Genomic DNA, 21,580 nt, shown 5'->3' with positions numbered 1-21,580 from the left:
CGATAGCGACGAGCCTCGAAGGGCTGGCGACGTGAATTGCTGCGCAGGAATCAATTCCGAGTAAATGGAACCGCACCGCCCAGCGGTGCGTCAAAGTTCCATGGTCCTCTCCGACGCGACATTTCGATCGCCGACGCTGCGGCGGTTGCGTATGCGTCTTCGGTGGATCGGCTGGAACGGAGCGGCATCCGGGGCGTGGTCGGCGCGGCAGTGGGGTCTGCTGGTCTTCGCGGTGGTCACCGCGATCGTGGTCGCGGTCGGGTCCGGTGCGCTCGGCCCGCGACCCGACACCGACCCGCGGGTGCGGGCAATGGCGCGAGAGGCGTTGGCAAGCCTGGGGTCCATACCTGTTCACGCACAGCGGCCCGACCGCGACGACTACGACCGGAGCGCGTTCGGCTCGGCATGGACGGATGCGGTGGCCGTCGCCGGCGGCGGCAACGGATGCGACACCCGCAACGACATCCTGGCCCGCGATCTGCACGACATCCGGGCCGGACCGGTCTCGAGTTGTCCGAGAGCGGTCCTCGCGGGGGAGTTCCGGAGTCCGTACAGCGGAGAGTTCGTGGTGTTCCGTCGGGACCGCGGGGCGTCGAGCGTGCAGATCGATCACATCGTGCCGCTGGCCTACGCCTGGGACATGGGCGCGTGGTCGTGGGAGTTCGGCCGACGACTCGACTTCGCGAACGATCCGGCCAATCTGGTCGCCGTCGACGGGTCGTCGAATCAGGAGAAGAGCGACTCGGAACCGGCACGCTGGATGCCACCGGCGCGGGGGTTCTGGTGCCAGTACGCGATCCAGTTCGTGATGGTCAGTGCGACATACGGTTTGACGATCGATGAAGAGTCACGCGAAGTGCTCGCCGATGCCCTTCGTTGCGACGGTTGACGAGATTCAGGCGGCTTCACCATCGGCTGCGTTGTGCAGCAGGTTCAATCCGACGACGCCGATCAGGATGAGGAAGATGCACCCGAGACGAGCGAGTCCGGCGGGTTCGCGGAGGAACAGCATGCCGTAGATCGACGTGCCGACCGCGCCGATACCGACCCACACCGCATAGGTGGTGCCGAGCGGGATGGATCGGATCGCGTACGCCACACCGGCCATGCTGGCGATGACGCCGACGGCGAAAATGGCTGTGGGCCACAACCGGGTGAAGGTGTCGGACTTCTCCAGTGCGGCCATGTAGACGATCTCGATCAACCCGGCGATCACCAGCACAACCCACGGCACGTCCGACACTCCTCGTAAAACCGGCTCCACATTCGTTCGTCACCCTAAGTGCCGCCGGGCCGGTCCGCTGTCCGAGCGGATGTCGGGGACGGGCGCGGAGAGATATCAGTAAGTGCCGATGAGCTTCGCGACGATTCCCCGTGCGCCGACCCAGAAGACGATCGCGCCGAACATGGCCGCAATCAGTGATCCCGCGAATGCTCCGATCGACGCCGACGTGGTCGAGTCCAAGCCGACCTCGGGAACGTAGGAGGCGGCTGCGAACAACATCACGCAGCCGATCACCACAGCGCTCGCGCGTACGGCTGACGAAGTGCCCACGCGCCGGAGGCGCTCGTAGGCATGCGAAAGAACGGTCATCGAATCTTCTCCCCGCGGCAGATGCGACAGCTGACCCGCTCACTGGAGTGCAGCGAATTCAAGATAGCAAAGATGGGTGCACCGAATGAGCCGCTGCGTGAGCAGCCCCACGTATCCCTTTGGGGACGGATCGACCACGGCGCTACTCTTGACAACGGCATATCTCCCGCGACGACCTCGTCGCGGTGACCACCCGCGAAGTCGAGGAAGTTGATGAGCGCACCCACCGCAGAGCCCTCCGTCGCAACAGGCGAGTCCGACACCCAGAAGGTCGTCCTCGGACTCGCCAGAGCTGCGAAGTCGGCTTCCCGCTCCCTCGGCAGCCTGACGACGGCGGACAAGAACGAGGTTCTGCTCGCGGCAGCCGACGCCCTGGAGGCCGCCTCGGAGACGATCCTCGCGGCCAATGCCGAAGACATCCAACGCGCCGAGGAGGCCGGTACCGAGGCGAGCCTGCTCGACCGCCTGCGTCTCGATGAGTCACGCGTGGTCGGCATCGCCAACGGTCTGCGTCAGGTCGCGGTCCTGCCGGATCCGATCGGTGAGATCGTCGCCGGCAAGACCCTGCCCAACGGGCTCCAGCTCCGACAGCTCCGGGTCCCCCTCGGTGTCGTCGGCATCGTCTACGAGGCACGTCCCAACGTCACGGTCGACGCCTTCGGTATCGCCTTCAAGTCGGGGAACGCGGTGCTGCTCCGCGGCTCGTCGTCGGCGCGGTCGTCGAACGCCGAACTCGTCCGCATCCTGCGGGAGACCCTGTCCTCAAAGGGGGTCAGCGCTGACGCGGTGTCGTTGCTGCCCAGCGAGGACCGCTCGAGTGTCACCGCGCTCATCCGCGCCCGCGGACTCGTCGACGTCGTGATCCCGCGCGGCGGTGCCGGACTCATCGAGGCCGTCGTCTCCAATGCGACCGTCCCGACCATCGAGACCGGCGTCGGCAACTGCCACGTCTACGTCCACGCGCTCGCCGACCTCGACGTCGCCGTTCGCGTCATCCTCAACTCCAAGACGCGCCGGCCGAGTGTCTGCAACACCGCCGAGACCGTCCTCGTCGACAAGGCCGTCGCCGCCGACGCGCTGCCTCGGATCACCCAGGTGTTGCAGTCGCAGGGCGTGGTCATCCACGGCGACGAACCCGGCATGGAACCGGCCACCGAGGACGACTGGCACAAGGAGTACCTGTCGATGGACATCGCGGTGAAGATCGTCGACGACCTCGACGCCGCGGTCTCGCACATCGACACCTACGGCACGGGGCACACCGAGGCGATCATCACCACCGACCTTGCCGCCGCCGACGAGTTCACCCGCCGCGTCGACGCCGCCGCCGTCATGGTCAACGCCTCGACCGCCTTCACCGATGGCGAGCAGTTCGGGTTCGGCGCCGAGATCGGCATCTCCACCCAGAAGCTGCACGCCCGCGGCCCGATGGGCCTGCCCGAACTGACCTCCACCAAGTGGCTGGTCTGGGGCAACGGCCACGTTCGGCCGGCCTGATGACAACCCCTGCCGAGTACACCGGCTCCGGACCGCAGGTGGTCCCGTCGTTCACCTCGGTCGACGACGTCGTCGCGAAGCTGCGTGAGACCGGCTATCTCGCCGACGACGCCACCGCGACGTCGACCTTCCTCGCCGACCGGTTGGGCAAGCCGCTCCTGGTCGAGGGGCCCGCGGGTGTCGGCAAGACCGAGCTGGCCAAGTCGATCGCCGCGGCCACGGACGCCGAACTCGTCCGCCTGCAGTGCTACGAGGGCATCGACGAGGCGCGGGCACTCTACGAGTGGAACCACGCCAAGCAGATCCTGCACATCCAGGCCACCGGCAACCGCGCCTGGGAAGAGGCGAAGACCGACATCTTCTCCGACGAGTTCCTGCTGCCGCGTCCGCTGCTGAAGGCGATCTCGCGCAAGGGTTCGACCGTGCTGCTGATCGACGAGGTCGACAAGGCCGACGTCGACATGGAAGGTCTGCTCCTCGAGGTGCTCAGCGACTTCGCGATCACCATCCCCGAGATGGGAACCGTTGCCGCGCAGCGTCGTCCGATCGTGCTGCTCACCTCGAACGCCACACGCGAACTGTCCGAGGCGCTCAAACGCCGCTGTCTGTACCTCTACATCGACTTCCCCGACGCCGAGCGGGAGAAGGAGATCCTCGCGTCGCGGGTGCCGAACCTGTCGTCGTCGCTGAGCGCGGAGCTCGTGCGCATCGTCGGGGTGTTGCGGACGCTCGACATTCGTAAGAAGCCGTCGGTGGCCGAGACGATCGACTGGGCCAACACCTTGCTCGCACTCGGGGCGGGCGAGCAGGCCGACACCAAGCGAGGCGGCCTCGACGACGGTCTCATCGCGCGCACGCTCGGTGTGGTGCTCAAGCATCGGCCCGATCTGAAGACGGCTCTCAAAGAACTCAAGCTGGGCTGATGACGACTCCGCTCGTCGCGCACCTCACCGACTTCGTCGACGAGTTGCGTCGTCGCGGGATCGTCGTCGGGCCGTCGGCCCTGATCGACGCGGCGAGCGCGATGGAGGTCCTCGACCTGCTGGAGCGCTCCCGTCTCCGCGAGGGTCTGGCGACCACGCTGCTCGTCGACAACTCCCATCGCGGGGTGTTCGATCGCGTCTTCGATCTGTGGTTCCCGGTGGGTGCCGGAATGCGCACCGTCACCGAGGATCTACCGCGTGATGAGGAGGGCGCCCTCGACGTCGAGGCGGTGCGCGATGCGCTCGCGGAGATGCTGGCCGACGACGCGGCGGCCAGTGACGGCCGGCTCGAGCAGGCGATCGCGATGATCGTCGACGAGCTGGGGCGTTATGGCTCCACGAAGGGTGAGGCCTTCTCGGCGTATCAGGCGATCTCCGCGGTCAGCCCGCAGACGCTGATCGCCAAGATCGCCGCGGCGATGGCCGGGGACGGCGACGGCGAAGGTGGCCGACCGGGCACCGAGCCGCTGTACCGGCAGGCCGCCCGGCAGAAGGCTGCCGATCTGCGCGCCGCGATCGAACGCGAGACGCAGCGTCGGATGGCCGATCGCAACGGCCGCGACAAGGTCGGGGCCTACGCGGTGCCGCCGCTGCCCGAGAACGTCAACTTCCTCTCCGCCGGCGCCAAGGAACAGGTGGAGATCCGCAAGACCATCGAGCCGTTGGCCCGGCTGCTCGCGGCGAAACTCGAGACGCGGCGGCGTCGGGCCCATCGCGGTGCGGTCGACGTTCGCAAAACGCTGCGTGCGTCGATGTCCACCGGCGGTGTCCCGATCGAACTCAGTCACCGCAAGCCGCGTCCCGGACGCCCGGAGCTGATCATCATCTGCGACGTCTCGGGGTCGGTAGCCGGCTTCAGCCAGTTCACGCTTCGGCTGGTGTACGCCCTGCGCCAACAGTTCTCGAAGGTGCGGGTGTTCGCGTTCGTCGACACCGTGGACGAGGTGACCGAGTTCTTCGACCACGGCGAAGAGGATTTCGGCGCGGCGATGCACCACATGATCTCGACCGCGCGGATCTCCACGCGCGACGGGCATTCCGATTACGGGAACATGCTCGCCGGTTTCGTCGGCGACTACGCGGAGACGCTGACCCACCGGGGAGCACTGCTGGTCCTCGGCGACGGCCGCAACAACTACCACGACGCGCACGTCGATGCGCTCGCCGAACTCGTCGACCGTGCCCGCCACGCGTACTGGCTGAACCCCGAGGCGAAGGAGCACTGGGGGACCGGTGACTCGGCCGCCACCGACTACGCGGAGGTCATCGACATGTTCGAATGTCGCAACGCGACGCAGCTCGGCACGGTCATCGCCGACCTGCTGCCGATCTGAGCGCGGCCTCACCGCGTAGACTCACCGTCCATGTCAACCGACCGCCACCGTGCGCGCCGCATCGGCGTGATGGGTGGCACGTTCGACCCGATCCACAACGGACACCTCGTCGCGGCGAGCGAGGTCGCTCATCGCTTCGAACTCGACGAGGTGATCTTCGTCCCGACTGGGCGCCCGTGGCAGAAGCTGGGCGAGCATACGATGGTCAGCCCACCTGAAGACCGCTACCTGATGACGGTCATCGCCACGGCGTCGAATCCGCAGTTCAGTGTCAGTCGTGTCGACATCGACCGCGACGGCGACACCTACACCGTCGACACGTTGCGCGACCTGCGGAACCAACTGCCCGACGCGCAGCTGTACTTCATCACCGGCGCCGATGCGCTGGAATCGATCCTGTCCTGGCAGGATTGGGAAGAACTGTTCGACCTCGCCCGCTTCGTGGGCGTGAGCCGACCCGGTTACGAACTCGACGCCACCCACCTGGCCCAGCACCTGGAGCAGATGCCGGACGACACGCTGCACCTGCTGGAGATCCCGGCGCTGGCGATCTCGTCGACCGAATGCCGCACGCGTGCGGCGCAGGGTCGGCCGGTCTGGTACCTGGTGCCCGACGGCGTCGTGCAGTACATCGCCAAGAGGAAGCTGTATCGTGCGCCTCGGGCGTCGTCGCCCGGTGTATCCGCGCCGGGAGCTCCGCGAGCGGGCGGCAATGACACTGCACCGGGAGCGGAGCGGGTGGGCTACGAGGAGCCTGCACCCGGGGCGGACCGGGCGTCGACCCGTAAGTGAATTTCGAGAGGACTTGTGTGACTGCGTCAGCTGAAGCGTTGGAGATGGCCAAGGTGGCTGCTCTGGCGGCCGCGGAGAAGCTCGCCCATGAGGTGACCGTGATCGATGTGTCGGAACAGTTGGTGATCACCGACGCCTTCGTCATCGCTTCGGCGGACAACGAGCGGCAGGTCAATTCGATCGTCGACGAGGTCGAGGAGAAGCTGCGCGAGGCCGGCCACAAGCCGCTGCGTCGCGAGGGCACCCGTGAGGGACGTTGGGCGCTGCTCGATTATGCCGACATCGTCGTGCACATCCAGCACACCGACGAGCGTCGTTTCTATGCGCTGGAGAGTCTGTGGAAGGACTGCCCGGTCGTCGAGGTCGAAGGACTTTCGTGAGCGGGGGTCCCGACACCCACGACACCGCGGTCGAACGTCTGACCCCGGTCGTCCGGCGGCTCATCCTGTTGCGCCACGGGCAGACCGAGTACAACGCGGGTAGCCGTATGCAGGGCCAGCTCGACACGGACCTGTCCGAGCTCGGTGTGCGACAGGCGAATTCGGCTGCCATCGAACTGGCCAGGCGACAACCGCTGGTGATCTGGTCGTCGGACCTGAAGCGCGCGCGGGACACCGCGGAGGCCCTCGCCCAGCGGACCGGACTGGCGGTGACAACCGATGTGCGCCTGCGTGAGACGCATCTCGGCGAGTGGCAGGGCCTGACGCATCTCGATGTCGACGAGGTCATGCCGGGCGCGCGTGCGGTGTGGCGCGACGACGCGACGTGGACGCCGCCGGGCGGCGAGAGCCGCGTCGACGTGGCGAGGCGCTCCACCCCGCTGGTCGACGAGCTGATCGAGCAGTTGCCGGACTGGGGTGTGGGCGACAATCCCGAGGCGCCGGTGGTGCTGGTGGCGCACGGTGGGGTGATCGCAGCGATGACCGCGGCGCTCCTCGGTCTGCCGGTGGACAACTGGCCGGTCTTCGGCGGCCTCGCGAACACCAGCTGGGTGCAGCTGTCGGGTCACGGTGCGCCCGGTGATCTTCCGCGGTGGCGGTTGGACGTGTGGAACGCGTCGGCCGAGGACTCGGACCCCGCCGTTCAGTGACCGAGGTGAACATCGGCGCCCCTCCGGGGGAGCGCTGCATGATGGTCCTGTCCGACTCGCTGGCCTACTACGGCCCGGTCGGCGGGCTCCCTGCGAACGATCCGCGGATCTGGCCGTCGCTGGTCGGTGCCGATGTCGGTCTGCCGGTGAAGTTGTTCGGCCGGATCGGCTGGACGAGCCGCGACGTCTGGTGGGCGCTGACCCAGGACCCGAACATCTGGGCCACCGTCCCGCACGCCGACGTCGTCGTCCTGGCGTTCGGCGGCATGGACACGTTGCCCTCGCCGTTGCCGACCGCGCTGCGCGAGCAGATCCGCTACGTGCGGCCGAATCGGCTGCGGCAGTTGGTCCGTGACGCATATTCGTGGGTGCAACCCCGTGGCTCACGTCTTGGATGGCCGCTGGCGCTGCCGCCGAAGGTGACCGTCGAATACCTCGACAAGATCCGCGAGGCCCTCACACAGCTCCGTCCGGATCTGCCGATCGTCGTGTGCCTGCCGCCGACGCATCGCAGCCCGTACTACGGCTACGTCCACACGGGCCGGATCCCGACGACGGCGGCGATCGCGCGGTGGGCCGAACAGCACGGATTGCCCTGCGTCGACTTCTATCCCGTGACCCGGGACGCCTTCGAGGATCCGGCGGCGGAGATGAACCCGGACGGCATCCACTGGGGCTTCTCCTGCCATCGTCAGATCGCCGATCTGGTGACGCCCGTGGTCGAGAAGAGCCGGGCGAACACGTAGTAGCCGAAGCTCGTGACTCCCCTGTGAGGGGCGGCCGGTGAACCGGCTAACGTAGACGGGTGCCTGTCGTCGTCGTCACAGATTCGTCGTCTCGGTTACCGGAAGCGGTCACCGAGCGATACGGGATCCGACAGGTCCCGCTGCATCTCACGATCGAGGACAAGGACTACCGAGAGGGCGTCGACCACATCCCGGAGGATGTCGTCTCGACGCCGGGAGTGACCACCTCGGGTGCCAATCCGAGTGAGCTGACCGAGTACTACGAGTCGGCACTCGAAGCGAGCGAAGGTGCCGGCGTGGTGGCCGTGCACATGTCGCGCAAACTGTCCGGCACGTGGAGTTCGGCGCGGCTGGCGGCGGAGAAGTTCTCCGGGCAGGTCCGCATCGTCGACTCCCGGTCTGTCGGTCTCGCAGTGGGTTTCACGGCCATCGCAGCGGCACAGGCGGCCGCGGACGGTGCCGACCGGGATCGCGTGTACGAGTCCGCGATCCGCCAGGCCGCGACCGTCGACTCGCTGCTGTGCGTCCAGCAGCTCGACAACCTGCGCCAGAGCGGCCGGATCTCCGCCGCCGGCAAGCTCTTCGGTTCGGCGTTGTCGATCAAGCCGATCCTGCACATGGTCGACGGCACGCTCCAGCTGAAGGAACGTCACCGTACCTTCTCCAAGGCCCTCGACAAGATGGTCGACGCGGCGGTCGAATCGGCCGGCGGACGCGCGGTCACGGTCGGCGTCCAGCACTGCGAGACCCCTGACGTCGCGGCGGATCTGCTCGCCACACTCCGCAACCGGCTGCGGATGGTGACCTCCGAGCTGACCGTCGACCTCGGACCCATCCTCGGCTCGCACGTGGGCCCGGGATCGGTGGGCATCGTCATCGCGGCACATCTCGAACCGATCGAGGGGCTCGGGGAAGACTGACGTCGCCCTGTCGACAGCCCGGCTGCTGTCCACAGATCTCTCGGCTGCGCGCTGTGCCACGTCGATTCGACGCCGAACAGCCCTAGCGTGTGGCGCCATGAGCGCATCAGGACGGCGGAATCCGTTGGACCGTCTGGGACCGGTCGAGTCGCCGACGCGGCGGGATCTGTCGCCGGCCGCCGCCGAATCCGACCCACCGCCCGGTGTCGGCGACCCGGTGGCGGCAGCTGTCGCCGTCGAGGAATCCGAACATCCGGGCTGGGGGATCGGCGGGATGCCGACGTGGCTGGATGCGCCACCACCGTCGCCACCGCGCCGCGGTCGGGGCGGGCGGTTCGACGACGTCCTCGATTCCGACGACGATCGGTTGGGCGGAGACTGGGACGAGGACGATGATCCCGTTCCGCGTCGACGCTTCGCGGTGGCACCGCCCGCGGCTATCGCACTGATCGCGGTCGGGGTGATCGCCTGTGTGGTGGCCGGATTCGGACTGTTCCGCGGAACGGATTCCGCGCCGGTGGTGGACTTCGGCGCGGCCGGACTGTCGTCGTCGACGAACGACGTTTCTGCGTCCCCGGTTGCACCACCGAGTACGACGCCGGCGCAACTGGTGGTGAGTGTCGTCGGGTTGGTGAACAAACCGGGGCTGGTGCGTCTGGCTCCCGGTGCCAGGGTGGCGGAGGCGATCGATCAGGCCGGCGGGGCGCGCAAGGGTGCGGACCTGTTGTCGCTGAATCTCGCCCGGGTGCTGCGAGACGGGGATCAGGTGCTCGTCGGTTATGCCGGTGGTGAGGGGCAGATGTCGATGCGCAGCGCGGTGGTCGGCGCGGAAGGTGCTGCGCCGGCGCCCGGTCCTTCTGCGAGCCCGGGTGGTGGTGCGCCACTGGAGTCGTCGGCGGCCGAACCCGGCGGCCGGGTCGATCTGAACACGGCGACCGAGACGGAGTTGGATGCACTGCCCGGCATCGGTCCGGTGACGGCGAAGGCGATCCTCGACTGGCGAGAGCGCAACGGGCGCTTCACGTCGGTGGACCAGCTCGCCGAAGTGGACGGGATCGGGCCGGCGCGACTGGCGAAACTGCGTGACCTCGTGACGGTTTGACGATGGACCTCCGGCTGCTCGTGCCGGCGGTGATGGTGTGGTCGGTGACGGCGTGCGGTCTGGTGGCCCCGGTCGGTGTCAGCATCGGCATCGCGATCGTCGCGTCGGTGGCCGCCGTCGCCGGTGCATGTGGCTCCCGCCGGTTCGGCTGGGAAGCGGTGGGGCTCGTCGTCGTGGGAGCCGGCCTGGCCGCTGCCTGTGCGACATCGCTCGCCCTCCGGCAAGAGGTACGCGCCGATCACCCGTTGGCGCATGTGTCGGGAAAGGCGACGGCGGTCATGACCCTCCGCAGCGATCCGACCCCGATCGGACCCGCGGGTCAGGGACGGATCCGTGCGCGAGTCGACGTCGAACAGATCGGCAATCTGCGGGTCACGAGCGCAGCCGCAGAGCTGCGCGGTGCGGCACAGGCATGGTCGGGGTTGTTGCCCGGCCAGCGGGTTGTCGCGGTCGTGAAGGTGCGGGCACCGCCGGGCCGAACTCTGCTGGTCGCATCACTGACGGCCTCTACTCCGAAGCTGGTCGGTGAACCTGCCGCGTATCAGCGGGTCGCCGGGTCGATCCGGCAGCGCCTACAACTGGTGGCCACCCGCGGCCTCGAACCGGAAGCAGCAGGCCTGCTGCCAGGGCTCGTGATCGGCGACGAGAGCGGCGTCGACGAGGACCTGCGCGACGACTTCCGCGCCGCCGGACTCAGCCACTTGACAGCAGTGTCGGGAGCGAACTTCGCAATCGTCTGCGGGGCAGCACTTCTCATCGTCAGAAGCATCGGCGTACCACCGCGCGCCGCGGCGGTCATCGGACTCGCGGTGATAGTCGGGTTCGTGATGCTCGTCCGACCCACGCCGAGCGTGCTGCGGGCGGCGCTGATGGGTGCGGTCGGGGTGCTGGCGCTGTTCGCGTCGCGGCGCTCGCAGTCGATGCCGGCTCTCGGGGCCGCGGTGATCGGTGGCCTGCTGTGGTGGCCCGAACTCGCGCTGCAACCGGGCTTCGCGTTGTCGGTGGCGGCCACGTGCGCCATCGTGCTGTGGGCGCCCCGTCTGCGGGACCACTTGCGGGCGTGGCGATGTCCGCCGGGGCTGGCGGAGGTGATCGCGATGGCGGTCGCCGCGCAGGTGGTCACCGCGCCGATCGTCGTGCTGGTCACGGGTCGGCTGTCGGTGGTCGGGATCGTGGCGAATCTGCTCGTCGCGCCCGTCGTCGCGATCATCAGCGTCGTCGGTACCATCGCCGCCCTCGTGGGTGCGTTGGGTCCGCCGGACGGGGCCGGCGCGGGGATCGCCGAACTGCTGGTCCGCGCACTGGGGCCGGAGCTGTGGTGGATGGTGCGGTGCGCGCACGTCCTCGGCGGACCGTCGTGGGCGAGTGTCGAGATGCCGTGGGCGTGAAAACCGCCCCTGGGATGCGCCCGCCAGAACGCGGCCGTCGGCGATATGTCGCCGGCGTTGCTGCACAGGGTGTTTTCCGTGGGCGGATCACAGCGCGGGGGGCACGGGACGGGTTCGGGAGGGAAGTTGAGGCAGATGCCCCACGCGGGTGAGGCGGGTCGCGGACGACGCTGGGGTCATGAACACACAGACACCCCGAGAAGTCGTCACCGATGTCCGCGCTCACCCGCGGCTCGCCGACGGCGATGACGAGCGATTCGCCGGTTATGGCGTCATGGGCCTGCCGTTCGCGTCGGGCCACTATCTGGCCCTGCGTGACATGGTCGCCAGTTCCATCGGACCCGCATATCGGTCCGTCTGGCATCGAGATCCGAGTGGACACTGGGCGCTCTACACCACAACCGCTCCCGACCGGAGTTGCCCGCGCTACTTCGGTGCCGGCGCGACCACGCGACACGTTCCGTCGATCAATGTCGGATGGGCCGACGATCGGACGTTCGAGGTCACGATGGGCGAGACGCTCCGCTGGACGGTCGAGCTGGCCTCGTCACCGGCGACCCGGCTGATGACCGCGCTGAGTGGTGCGACGCCCACCGCAGCGTGGCGCAGCCGGACCATTCTGCATGCCATCGGCCCCATGGCAACGGTGATGTTGCGCGCCGGCCGAATCCGCATGTGCGCACGGACCCCGAATGGCCCCCAGTTCCGCGGAACACCGCTGTACGTCTGGCGCGTCGGCGACAGCCGGGCATCGCTTGACGGTGAGACCTTCGGCGCTCCCGCACCACTCGACGAACAGATCAGCATCGGCGACATCCCGCTCCCGCAACGCGGACTGTTCTTCGTCGGCCGATCGGCCTTCGACGCCCCTGTACCCACCGACAAAACCCAGCAGCATCTCACCGACACCGGAGCACCGACATGACCACCACCGAAACGGCCCCGCCGACAACCCTTCTCACAAGCACTGCCTACCTCGTCTACGGGGTGACGGCCTACGTCGCCTTCCTGGTGGTGTTCCTGTGGGCCATCGCCTTCGTCGAGAATGCCTCGATCGTGATCGGAGGCGTCGAGATCGTGCCGCGGACCATCGACCGCGGCGGACCGTCAGGGGGAATCGTGGTCGCGGTGGTGATCGACCTCGGGCTGCTGGCGCTGTTCGCGGCCCAGCACAGCGTCATGGCGCGCGACGGGTTCAAACGACGGTGGACGCGGCTCGTGCCGCAGCCGATCGAGCGCAGCACCTACGTCCTGGCTGCGACCGCGTGCCTGGCAGTTCTGCTCTGGTGGTGGCATCCGATCACCGCCACCGTCTGGGACGCGTCCACGCCCGCACTGCGGTGGGTTCTCGTCGCGGCGTCGTTGTTCGGCTGGATTCTCGTACTCTCATCGACGTTCCTCATCAACCACTTCGATCTGTTCGGTCTACGTCAGGTGGTCGCCAACGCGCGTCGGCGACCGCTCCCGCCCTACCGGTTCGTCACGCCCCTCTGGTACGGGATCGTTCGCCACCCGATCTATCTCGGGTTCGTCATCGCCTTCTGGGTGGCCCCGACGATGACCGTCGGACATCTGGTGTTCGCTTGCGCGACAACGGCTTACATCTTCGTCGGTATCCACCTCGAGGAACGGGACCTTATCCGGGCGTTCGGGAACGACTACGTCGACTATCGCCATCGCGTGCCGATGCTGGTGCCCGGTCTTCGTGCGCGGCGCGCGTCCCGACCCGCGCAGGCACGGGTCGCCTGACACCCGGGGCGATGAGCGCGACAATGAACGCCATGAGCCCGCAGACGGTGCTGCCGCGTCGTGTCGAGGTGCTGGCCGGCCTGTCGGTCGCCATCGACCTCGGACTCGGTCAGCCCGCCGAGCACATGCTGCGGTCGGCGGTCATCGCCACACGATTGGCACGCCGGCTCGGGCTCGACCGCTCGCAGCAGGACACGGTGTACTACGCGACGCTGGTGATGTGGATCGGCTGTCATGCCGATTCCGCCGAGTATGCGCGCTGGTTCGGCGACGACATCGCGGTGCGCCGGGACGCCTACCTCGTCGACTGGTCGGGACTTCCGTACCTGCGTTTCCTCGTCGGCAATCTCGGTCGCGGAGAATCACTTCCGCATCGGATGAAGATCATGGCCGAACTCTTCCGGGATTCGCGCGGCAACTTCGCGGCACTCGTGCACTCGCACTGCCTGTCGGCGGCTGCACTGGCCGACCACATCGGACTGGGGCCCGATGTGGAGCGAGCGATCACCTACACGTTCGAGCGTTTCGACGGGGGAGGGTTGCCCGGCGGGGTGGCGGGTGCGGAGATCCCGATCGAGATGCGGGTGGCGCAGCTGGCCGACATGGCCGAGGTCCACCAGCGAACGTACGGCGTCGACGGAGCGGTCGCGATGGCGCGGAGCCGGCGGGGCGGGCATTTCGATCCCGACGTCGTCGATGCCTTCGTCGACGACCCTGCCGTACTGTTCCCGGCCGATGCCGACGATCCGTGGGAACTGGCGTTGGCCATCGCGCCGGATGCCGAGCTGCGTCTCGACGATCCGGGACTGGACCACCTGCTGCTCGCCATCGGAGATTTCGTCGATTTGAAATGTCCCTTCGCGCTGGGTCATTCACGCGGGGTGTCGGCATTGGCGGAATCGGCTGCCGGACACCTCGGTCGCGAGCGGTCGGAGATTGACGACATTCGCCGGGCGGGTTGTCTCCATGATGTCGGGCGGATCGGGGTGTCGAACCAGATCTGGTCGAAGTCCGGCGACCTCACCGCGGCGGAGTGGGAGCGGGTTCGCATGCACCCCTATCTCACCGACCGCGTCCTCACGCGCATCCCGGGCCTCCGGGACGTGGCACGCATCGCGCGGACCCACCACGAGCACCTCGACGGCACCGGCTATCCGCTGGGACTCAACGGACCGGCGCTCGGGCAGTCGGAGCGCATTCTCGCTGCCGCGGTCGCATATCGGTCGGCGGTCGAGCCACGGCCGTATCGGGAGGCGATGTCGACGGACGAGGCGGCTGCACGGCTCGAGCGCCGCGCCCATCGCGGTGAGCTCGACGCCGACTGCGTCGAGGCCGTCCTCGCCGCCGCGGGTCACGCGCGGACCCGGGCACGACGCACCGACGCGCTCACACCGAGGGAGCGGGAGATCCTCGGACTCGTCGCGCGTGGGCTGTCCAACCGGGAGATCGCGTCGAAGCTGGTGCTCAGCGAGAAGACCGTGCGCAATCACGTCGAGCGGACATACACGAAGATCGGGGCGTCGAACCGGGTGGGCGCGAGCCTGTATGCGCTGGAGAACGGGTTGGCGGGACCGGGGTGAGCCGCGGCCAGAAATCCGCCCCCGGAATCCGCCCCTGGAAACGACCCTCCAGCGGGCCGCGGCCGACAATACGTCGTCGGAGCCGCTGCACAGGGCGCTTTTCGGGGGCGGATTTCAGCGCGGGGCGGACCGGCCACACCCGCGAACCCGTGTCGGCCCGATCTGGCACGATGAGCACGTGACCGATCGCCTGCACCTGCTCCTCGGAGACGACGACTTCCTGACCGGCCGGGTGATCTCCGCGGTCGCCGAGGCGACGTCGAAGGAGGCGGGCACCCCGGTCCCGGTGACCCGGGTGCGTGCGGGTGACGTCAGCGAACACGAGCTCGCCGAGTTGCTGAGCCCGTCACTGTTCGCCGAGGAACGCATCGTCGTCGTCGAGTCTGCTGCCGAAGCCGGTAAGGAACCGGCGGCGCTCATCGCAGCGACGGCCTCATCTCTGCCCGAGGGCATCACGTTGATGGTGATCCACTCCGGTGGTGGTCGCGCCAAGTCGATGGTTCCGGCCTTGAAAAAGGCCGGCGCCGTCGAGCACGCGACCACCGCGCCGAAGTGGGCGTCAGACCGGATGACCTTCGTCCGCAACGAATTCCGGTCGCTCGGCGTGAAGGTCAGCGCCGACGTCGTCGAGCAGGTCGTCGAAAGTGTGGGATCGGAACTGCGTGAGCTGGCCGCCGCATGTGCTCAGCTCGTCGCCGACACCGGCGGCAAGGTCAACCGCGAGAGTGTGCAGCTGTACTACCAGGGCCGGTCCGAGGTGACCGGCTTCGAGGTCGCCGACAAGGCGGTCCTGGGGGACAGGGCCGGAGCGCTCGAGTCGCTCGCCTGGGCGCTGCACCACGGTGTGCCGCGCGTGCTGCTGGCCGACGCACTCGCCGAGGCCGTCCACGCCATCGCCCGCATCCGGCCGATGGGTTCGATCGATCATTTCGCCGCCGCCTCCGAACTCGGCATGCCGCCGAACCGGGTCAAGAGCGTGCAGGCGAAGGCCAAAGCCTGGGACTCGGAGTCGATCGCCCGCGCGGTCGGCGTGGTCGCGAAACTCAACGGCGACGTCAAGGGACAGGCCGCTGACGCTGATTACGCCCTGACCTACGCCGTCGCTACGGTCGCGGATCTCCGACCGGACGGTCGACGACGCAGCTGAATCAGCAACAGGTTCCGTTGAGCGATACCTATTGCTGAATCGCGCCGGGCAGGGCTGGTTTCGATACAGCTCGTCGCCACTCAGCCAGCTGGTGGCGAGGATGCGCGCGGGGTGGCTCAGCCCGCGTGGGGAGCGGCCCAAACCATCAACCCTGAAGAACGACGATCACCCCGGCAACCGCGTGGATGCTGCCGGGGTGATCGTGAGTATGAACATATGACGGCGCGCTACGCGCCGAGGCGACCCGGGGGTCGGGGTGGGTCAGCTCAGAGCTTGTTGACCGCGAGAGCGATGGCCGACTTCTTGTTGGCGGCCTGGTTGGCGTGGATGACGCCCTTGCTGGCGGCCTTGTCGAGCTTGCGGCTCGCGGCCTGACCGAGCTCGGCTGCCTTGTCCTTGTCGCCGGCCTCGACTGCCTCGCGGAAGCTACGGATCGAGGTACGCAGTGCCGACTTCACCGACACGTTGCGCTGCCGGTTCTTCTCGTTGGTGCGGTTGCGCTTGATCTGAGACTTGATGTTCGCCACGCGTGTTACCTCTGTCGTTGCTGGTGGATATGTTTGGCTGTTCTGGTCGGGCGGCGGACCGGGTGGCCCGAACTCGCACCGCGCGGTGTCGGCTCGTGAAGGATCTTCACGGCGTCACCGCAACAGCGGACAACATTACCAGCCGGGATCAGTCAGCCCAAAATCCGTCGTCGGGCCGATGCGCGCCGATAAGAATCATCGTGGGTGTAAGTCTAGGCTCGAATCATCATGTCCGTCGTTTACGTACACATCGGCCTTCCCAAGACCGGCACCACGCACCTGCAGGATCGACTCTGGCGCAACCGTGACCTGGCGTTACAGACATCGGGGTTGCTCTACCCGGGCAATGTGATCTCCGATCACTTCCACGCCGCGGTCCACCTCCAGCCGGAGCGCTACCTCGACTGGGCCGATCCGGCCTTCGCCGGAGTGTGGCCCAAGCTGCTCGGTCAGATGCGGGCCTGGCCGCAGACCTCGCTGTTGTCGCATGAGCTCTACAGCACCGCGACGAGTGAGCAGATCGAGCGACTCCTGGCCGACCTGTCGTTCGCCGACGAGGTCCACGTCATCGCGACCGTCCGCGACCTCGCCCGCCAGCTCCCGTCGGTCTGGCAGGAGAACGTCAAGAACCAGCGCCGTGCCTCCTTCGACGAGTTCGTCGACGCGGTCGCATTCGCGGCGGAGTCGAACACGGTGGGTGAGGCATCCGTGGAGGATGCCGGTCCGCTCGTCGAGGACGAACCGTTCTGGGAGTTCCAGGACCACGTCGGCATCCTCGCGAAGTGGGCGAGGTTCGTCGGACCCGAACGCGTGCACGTGGTGACCGTGCCGCGCGGTCGTCCGGAGCCGGGCGACACCCTCTGGGACCGCTTCCTCCGGGTCATGGAGGTCGACTCCGGTCCGCTGAACGTCCCGGTCCCGAGTCTCAACAGTTCGTTGTCGGCGTCGCAGGCCGAGTTCCTGCGCGGTCTGAATCAACGCCTGCAGCCGGAGACCATCGAGTGGCGCCGGTACGAACGCATCATCAAGGGACAGGTGATCGGCGAGATCCTGTTCGAGGCGCGCTCGGGCGCACCCCAGGGGCTGACGGTCAAACACCGGCAGTGGGCGGCGGCCCAGGCGGCCACGATGGTGGAGGCGGTCCGCAGCGCGGGATACGACGTCGCGGGTGACCTCGCCGACCTCAACGTGTCGCCGGAGGGCGCCACCGATGACGCGCCGATGCCGTCGGACCGCGAGGTGCTCGACGTGGCACTCGACACGATCGCCGCGATGGTCCTCGCGGCGCCGCTGCCCAAGACGGGACCGCCGGTGAAGACCCGCGCGGCCAATGTCCTGCGCAGAGTCAAGCGTCGCGCGCTGGCGATGCAGCGGTCACGGTGAGGCGTCGCCGTGGGCCGTCCACGACACAGGTGAGCAACCGTCGTGCCGATTGCACGATTTTGCGGCACCATGGCAAATTATGACCCCCGCATCGACAAGTGCGCCTGCCAAGAAGGCGGCGCGTAAGTCCGCATCCGCGAAGACAACGACGTCGAGCTCGTCCGGGAAGGCGGCTTCGGGCCGCTCCGGCTCGTCGAAGAGTTCGGGGTCGGGAGGCAGATCCGGCAAGTCGAGCGGCGAGCAGAACTTCACCGGGAACTTCAGCGGGTACTCAAAAGGCCCGTACGGCAAGGCATATGACGAGATGTTCGATGCCGCGGGTGATGTGCGCACCCCGTATCGCGGCATCTACAAGGCGATGGCCGACGAGGAGTCGTCCGACCTGGTCGAGGCCCGCGTCGAAGCGCTGGGCCGCGCCTACCTCGATCAGGGTGTGACCTTCTCACTCTCCGGCAAGGAGCGCCCCTTCCCGTTGGACATTGTGCCGCGCGTGATCTCGGCCGGGGAATGGAGCAAACTCGAAGCGGGTATCACCCAGCGAGTGCAGGCGCTCGAGTTGTTCCTCGACGACATCTACGGCGAGCAGGAGATCCTGCGCGACGGCGTGCTGCCGAAACGGCTCGTCCATTCGTGCGAGCACTTTCATCGGCAGGCGGCAAACATCCGGCCGCCCAATGGTGTTCGCATCCACGTCGCCGGTATCGACCTGATCCGCGACGAGAACGGCGACTTCCGAGTTCTCGAGGACAACCTGCGGTCCCCGTCGGGTGTCTCGTACGTGCTCGAGAACCGCCGTGCGATGGCTCGCGTGTTCCCCGACCTCTTCTCCAAGCACCGCGTCCGCGCGGTCGCCGACTATCCGAGCCACCTGCTGCGCGCGTTGCGGGCGTCGGCGGCGTTCAACGAGGCCGACCCGAACATCGTCGTGCTCACCCCGGGTGTGGCCAACTCCGCGTACTTTGAACACTCGCTGCTCGCACGCCTGATGGGCGTCGAGCTCGTCGAGGGTCGAGATCTGTTCTGCCGCGACAACGTCGTCTACATGCGCACCACGGAGGGCGAGCAGCGCGTCGACGTCATCTACCGCCGCATCGACGACGACTTCCTCGACCCCATGCAGTTCCGTCCCGATTCGATGCTGGGTGTCGCCGGACTTCTCAACGCGGCCCGGGCCGGCAACGTGGTCATCTCGAGCGCGGTCGGCAACGGTGTCGGCGACGACAAGCTGATCTACACCTACGTCCCGGAGATCATCGAGTACTACCTCGGGGAGAAGCCGAGCCTGCAGAACGTCGACACCCTGCGCTGCTGGCTTCCCGAGGAATGTGAAGAGGTGCTCGACCGCATCGACGAACTCGTCGTGAAACCTGTTGAGGGATCGGGCGGATACGGCATCGTCTTCGGGCCCGAGGCCACCAAGGCGGAGCTGGACACCCTGGCCCGCAAGGTGCGCAACGACCCGCGCGGCTGGATCGCACAGCCTGTCGTCCAGTTGTCGACGGTGCCGACGAAGATCGGCAACGAGATCCGCCCGCGTCACGTCGACCTGCGTCCGTTCGCCGTCAACGACGGCGAGTCGGTCTGGGTCCTGCCCGGCGGTCTCACCCGCGTCGCCCTGCCGGAAGGCTCGCTGGTGGTGAACTCCAGCCAGGGCGGCGGCTCCAAGGACACCTGGGTGCTCGCCAGCCGGACGTCGGAGGCCGAACGCGAACTGTCCGGCGCGAAGGTGGTCACCACCAGTGGTGTCGCCGCGGCCCGGCCCGCCGACAACGCCCCCGACCCGGTGCACACCCAGACCCAACAGCAGCAACAGGGCGTGTCGTCCCAGTCGCAGTCACCGGGTGAACAGTGCCAGAGTCTCGGCGGCATGACTCAGCAGCAGGGTGGTGATCCCCGATGATGTTGGCGCGCAACGCCGAGTCCTTGTACTGGATCGGCAGGTACGTGGAACGCGCCGACGACATGGCGCGCATCCTCGACGTCGCGATCCACCAGTTGCTCGAGGACACCACCGTCGACGTCGACCAGCAGGCGCGACTGATCATCCAGGTGCTCGGGCTCGAGGCGCCGGAGACCGACGAGGAACTCGACGTCTGGTCGCTGACAGAGCGCGTTGCCTACGACGCCAACGCAGTCGGGTCGGTCGTCGACCTCATCCGCGCGGCCCGCGAGAATGCTCGCGGCGCAAGGGAAGTCACGTCGAGTGAGTTGTGGGAGTGTCTCAACACCACCTACAACGGACTCGACGCCGCCGAACGCCGTGCGCGCCGCCTCGGCCCGCACGAGTTCCTCTCGTACGTGAAGAACCGGGCGGCCATGTTCGCCGGCCTCGCCGACGCCACACTCAGCCACGACGACGGGTACCGCTATCTGCTGCTCGGCCGTTCCGTGGAACGGGTCGACATGACGATCCGAATGCTGTTGTCACGAGCCGGGGATCGCACGTCGTCGCCCGCGTGGGTCAACGTGCTGGTCTCTGCCGGCGGCCACGACACCTTCCTGCGCACATACCGCGGTGTCCTCGACGCGGAGAACATCGTCGAGTTCATGCTGCTCGACCGCCTGTTCCCGCGGTCGATCTTCCACGCGCTCAGCGTCGCCGAACGCAACCTCGGGCAGCTCGAGAAGGGCCCCAGCCGCGTCGGCGCCCAGGCCGAGGCCCAGCTGCTGCTCGGTCGGGCGCGGAGTTCGCTGGAGTTCCTCGAACCCGGCGAGCTGCTCGACGGGCTGCAAGAACGTCTCGTCGATCTGCAGGACACCTGCCGTGCCGTCAACGAGGCGGTCACCAAGCAGTACTTCCATGTGTCGCCGTACGTCTCGTGGGCCGACACGCGCGTCAGCGACAACCAAGTGATCGAGGAGAGTGAACTGTGAGCTGGCGTCTGCGCGTCGTCCATTCCACCGGTTTCGCCTACCACAGTCCCGTCACGTCGTCGTACAACGAGGCCCGGATCACGCCCCGCAGCGACGCCCGGCAGAACGTGATCGTCAATCGTGTCGAGACCGTGCCGGCCACCAGGTCGTATCGGTACACCGACTACTGGGGTACGGCGGTCACCGCCTTCGATCTCCATGCACCACATGAGGAACTCGAGGTGTCGGGCATGTCGGTCGTCGAGACCGAGGCCGGTCAACGCCCGGCCGAGGAGGACCAGGCGTCCTGGGAGGACATCCGCAGCGAGGCCGTCATGGACCGCTACGACGAGATGCTCTCCAACACCATCTATGTGCCGAAGAGCCGTCAGCTGATCGCGGCGGCGAAGAGGGTTGCCAAGGGACTCACGCCGGAGGAGACGGTCGAGGCGCTGTCCCGATACGTCCACCAGGAGATGGAGTACGTGCCCGGCACCACGGGCGTGCACACCACCGCCGTCGACGCCTGGAACGAACGCAAGGGCGTCTGCCAGGACTACGCGCACCTCACCCTGGTGATGTTGCGCGGCCTGGGGATTCCGGCCCGCTACGTGTCGGGGTACCTGCACCCGAAGCCGAATGCTGCGATCGACAAGACGGTCCAGGGCCAGAGCCATGCGTGGATCGAGGCCTGGACCGGCGGCTGGTGGGGTTACGACCCGACCAACGACACCCCGATCACCGAACAGCACGTGTCGGTCGGCGTCGGCCGCGACTACGCGGACGTGTCGCCGCTCAAAGGGGTCTACACCGGCGGCGGCGCAACGGATCTCGATGTCATCGTGGAGATCACCCGGTTGGCGTAGGTGTGTCGCCAGGCCTTCGTGGCTCGTCG

22 protein-coding genes are annotated in these 21,580 nt (G+C 67.6%); 19 read left to right on the top strand and 3 right to left on the bottom strand.

Annotated elements, in window-relative coordinates; translation table 11 throughout:
- Positions 1 to 100 precede the first annotated feature (100 nt).
- Positions 101 to 889, top strand: coding sequence for an HNH endonuclease family protein (locus tag M1L58_RS20610; protein ID WP_248660314.1), 789 nt, complete (start codon positions 101 to 103; stop codon positions 887 to 889).
- Positions 890 to 895: 6 nt separating this feature from the next.
- On the opposite strand, the gene M1L58_RS20605 is transcribed toward M1L58_RS20610, so the two are convergent.
- On the bottom strand, positions 896 to 1,234 hold the full coding sequence (locus M1L58_RS20605) for a DMT family transporter (protein WP_248660313.1): 339 nt from the start codon (positions 1,232 to 1,234) through the stop codon (positions 896 to 898).
- 105 nt (positions 1,235 to 1,339) lie between these two features.
- The gene (locus tag M1L58_RS20600) at positions 1,340 to 1,594 is read right to left on the bottom strand and encodes a hypothetical protein (RefSeq protein ID WP_248660312.1); all 255 of its coding nucleotides are present in this window, start codon (positions 1,592 to 1,594) and stop codon (positions 1,340 to 1,342) included.
- Between the two features lie 213 nt (positions 1,595 to 1,807).
- Between M1L58_RS20600 and M1L58_RS20595 the strand changes: the two genes are divergently transcribed.
- The 14 genes from M1L58_RS20595 to holA all read left to right on the top strand — a co-directional run bounded on the left by M1L58_RS20595 (position 1,808) and on the right by holA (position 15,922).
- Positions 1,808 to 3,091: a glutamate-5-semialdehyde dehydrogenase gene (locus M1L58_RS20595; RefSeq protein WP_248660311.1), complete on the top strand. Its 1,284-nt coding sequence runs from the start codon at positions 1,808 to 1,810 to the stop codon at positions 3,089 to 3,091.
- Entirely contained in the window at positions 3,091 to 4,014 is a 924-nt protein-coding gene (locus tag M1L58_RS20590; protein ID WP_248660310.1) for an AAA family ATPase, read from the top strand. Before M1L58_RS20595 ends, M1L58_RS20590 begins: the two co-directional genes overlap by 1 nt.
- On the top strand, positions 4,014 to 5,408 hold the full coding sequence (locus tag M1L58_RS20585) for a vWA domain-containing protein (protein ID WP_006865739.1): 1,395 nt from the start codon (positions 4,014 to 4,016) through the stop codon (positions 5,406 to 5,408). Before M1L58_RS20590 ends, M1L58_RS20585 begins: the two co-directional genes overlap by 1 nt.
- 30 nt (positions 5,409 to 5,438) lie before the next feature.
- Positions 5,439 to 6,200 (top strand): nicotinate-nucleotide adenylyltransferase, encoded by a 762-nt coding sequence (gene nadD / locus M1L58_RS20580; protein ID WP_248660309.1) that lies wholly within the window; start codon positions 5,439 to 5,441, stop codon positions 6,198 to 6,200.
- Positions 6,201 to 6,217: 17 nt separating this feature from the next.
- Positions 6,218 to 6,580: a ribosome silencing factor gene (rsfS, locus tag M1L58_RS20575; protein ID WP_010841291.1), complete on the top strand. Its 363-nt coding sequence runs from the start codon at positions 6,218 to 6,220 to the stop codon at positions 6,578 to 6,580.
- The gene (locus M1L58_RS20570; protein WP_248660308.1) at positions 6,577 to 7,290 is read left to right on the top strand and encodes a histidine phosphatase family protein; all 714 of its coding nucleotides are present in this window, start codon (positions 6,577 to 6,579) and stop codon (positions 7,288 to 7,290) included. Before rsfS ends, M1L58_RS20570 begins: the two co-directional genes overlap by 4 nt.
- A 38-nt stretch (positions 7,291 to 7,328) precedes the next feature.
- Positions 7,329 to 8,036, top strand: coding sequence for a diglucosylglycerate octanoyltransferase (gene octT, locus M1L58_RS20565; RefSeq protein ID WP_248660307.1), 708 nt, complete (start codon positions 7,329 to 7,331; stop codon positions 8,034 to 8,036).
- Between the two features lie 59 nt (positions 8,037 to 8,095).
- Positions 8,096 to 8,956 (top strand): DegV family protein, encoded by an 861-nt coding sequence (locus M1L58_RS20560; RefSeq protein ID WP_006865744.1) that lies wholly within the window; start codon positions 8,096 to 8,098, stop codon positions 8,954 to 8,956.
- Between the two features lie 97 nt (positions 8,957 to 9,053).
- Entirely contained in the window at positions 9,054 to 10,058 is a 1,005-nt protein-coding gene (locus tag M1L58_RS20555) for a ComEA family DNA-binding protein (RefSeq protein ID WP_248660306.1), read from the top strand.
- A gap of 2 nt (positions 10,059 to 10,060) precedes the next feature.
- On the top strand, positions 10,061 to 11,446 hold the full coding sequence (locus M1L58_RS20550; RefSeq protein WP_248660305.1) for a ComEC/Rec2 family competence protein: 1,386 nt from the start codon (positions 10,061 to 10,063) through the stop codon (positions 11,444 to 11,446).
- Positions 11,447 to 11,624: 178 nt separating this feature from the next.
- The gene (locus tag M1L58_RS20545) at positions 11,625 to 12,371 is read left to right on the top strand and encodes a hypothetical protein (protein ID WP_248660304.1); all 747 of its coding nucleotides are present in this window, start codon (positions 11,625 to 11,627) and stop codon (positions 12,369 to 12,371) included.
- Entirely contained in the window at positions 12,368 to 13,195 is an 828-nt protein-coding gene (gene mddA, locus M1L58_RS20540) for a methanethiol S-methyltransferase (protein ID WP_248660303.1), read from the top strand. Before M1L58_RS20545 ends, mddA begins: the two co-directional genes overlap by 4 nt.
- 23 nt (positions 13,196 to 13,218) lie before the next feature.
- Positions 13,219 to 14,775: an HD domain-containing phosphohydrolase gene (locus tag M1L58_RS20535; protein WP_248660333.1), complete on the top strand. Its 1,557-nt coding sequence runs from the start codon at positions 13,219 to 13,221 to the stop codon at positions 14,773 to 14,775.
- Positions 14,776 to 14,953: 178 nt separating this feature from the next.
- Positions 14,954 to 15,922: a DNA polymerase III subunit delta gene (holA, locus tag M1L58_RS20530; protein ID WP_248660302.1), complete on the top strand. Its 969-nt coding sequence runs from the start codon at positions 14,954 to 14,956 to the stop codon at positions 15,920 to 15,922.
- Between the two features lie 266 nt (positions 15,923 to 16,188).
- On the opposite strand, the gene rpsT is transcribed toward holA, so the two are convergent.
- Entirely contained in the window at positions 16,189 to 16,449 is a 261-nt protein-coding gene (rpsT, locus tag M1L58_RS20525) for a 30S ribosomal protein S20 (RefSeq protein WP_006865751.1), read from the bottom strand.
- A gap of 228 nt (positions 16,450 to 16,677) precedes the next feature.
- Between rpsT and M1L58_RS20520 the strand changes: the two genes are divergently transcribed.
- From M1L58_RS20520 to M1L58_RS20505, 4 genes are all read left to right on the top strand, one after another.
- Positions 16,678 to 17,832: a sulfotransferase family protein gene (locus M1L58_RS20520; RefSeq protein ID WP_248660301.1), complete on the top strand. Its 1,155-nt coding sequence runs from the start codon at positions 16,678 to 16,680 to the stop codon at positions 17,830 to 17,832.
- Between the two features lie 79 nt (positions 17,833 to 17,911).
- Entirely contained in the window at positions 17,912 to 19,732 is a 1,821-nt protein-coding gene (locus M1L58_RS20515) for a circularly permuted type 2 ATP-grasp protein (protein WP_006865753.1), read from the top strand.
- Positions 19,729 to 20,706 carry an alpha-E domain-containing protein gene (locus M1L58_RS20510; RefSeq protein ID WP_006865754.1) on the top strand — a complete coding sequence of 326 codons (978 nt, stop codon included), beginning with the start codon at positions 19,729 to 19,731 and terminating at the stop codon, positions 20,704 to 20,706. The genes M1L58_RS20515 and M1L58_RS20510 overlap by 4 nt, the downstream gene beginning before the upstream one ends.
- A complete protein-coding gene (locus tag M1L58_RS20505; RefSeq protein ID WP_248660300.1) occupies positions 20,703 to 21,551 on the top strand; it encodes a transglutaminase family protein in 849 nt (282 codons plus the stop codon). Before M1L58_RS20510 ends, M1L58_RS20505 begins: the two co-directional genes overlap by 4 nt.
- Positions 21,552 to 21,580 lie beyond the last annotated feature (29 nt).

The sequence above is a fragment of the Gordonia sp. C13 genome (genome assembly GCF_023218005.1).
GTDB classification, from domain to species: domain Bacteria; phylum Actinomycetota; class Actinomycetes; order Mycobacteriales; family Mycobacteriaceae; genus Gordonia; species Gordonia namibiensis.
This window is presented reverse-complemented; position numbering and strand designations above follow the sequence as displayed.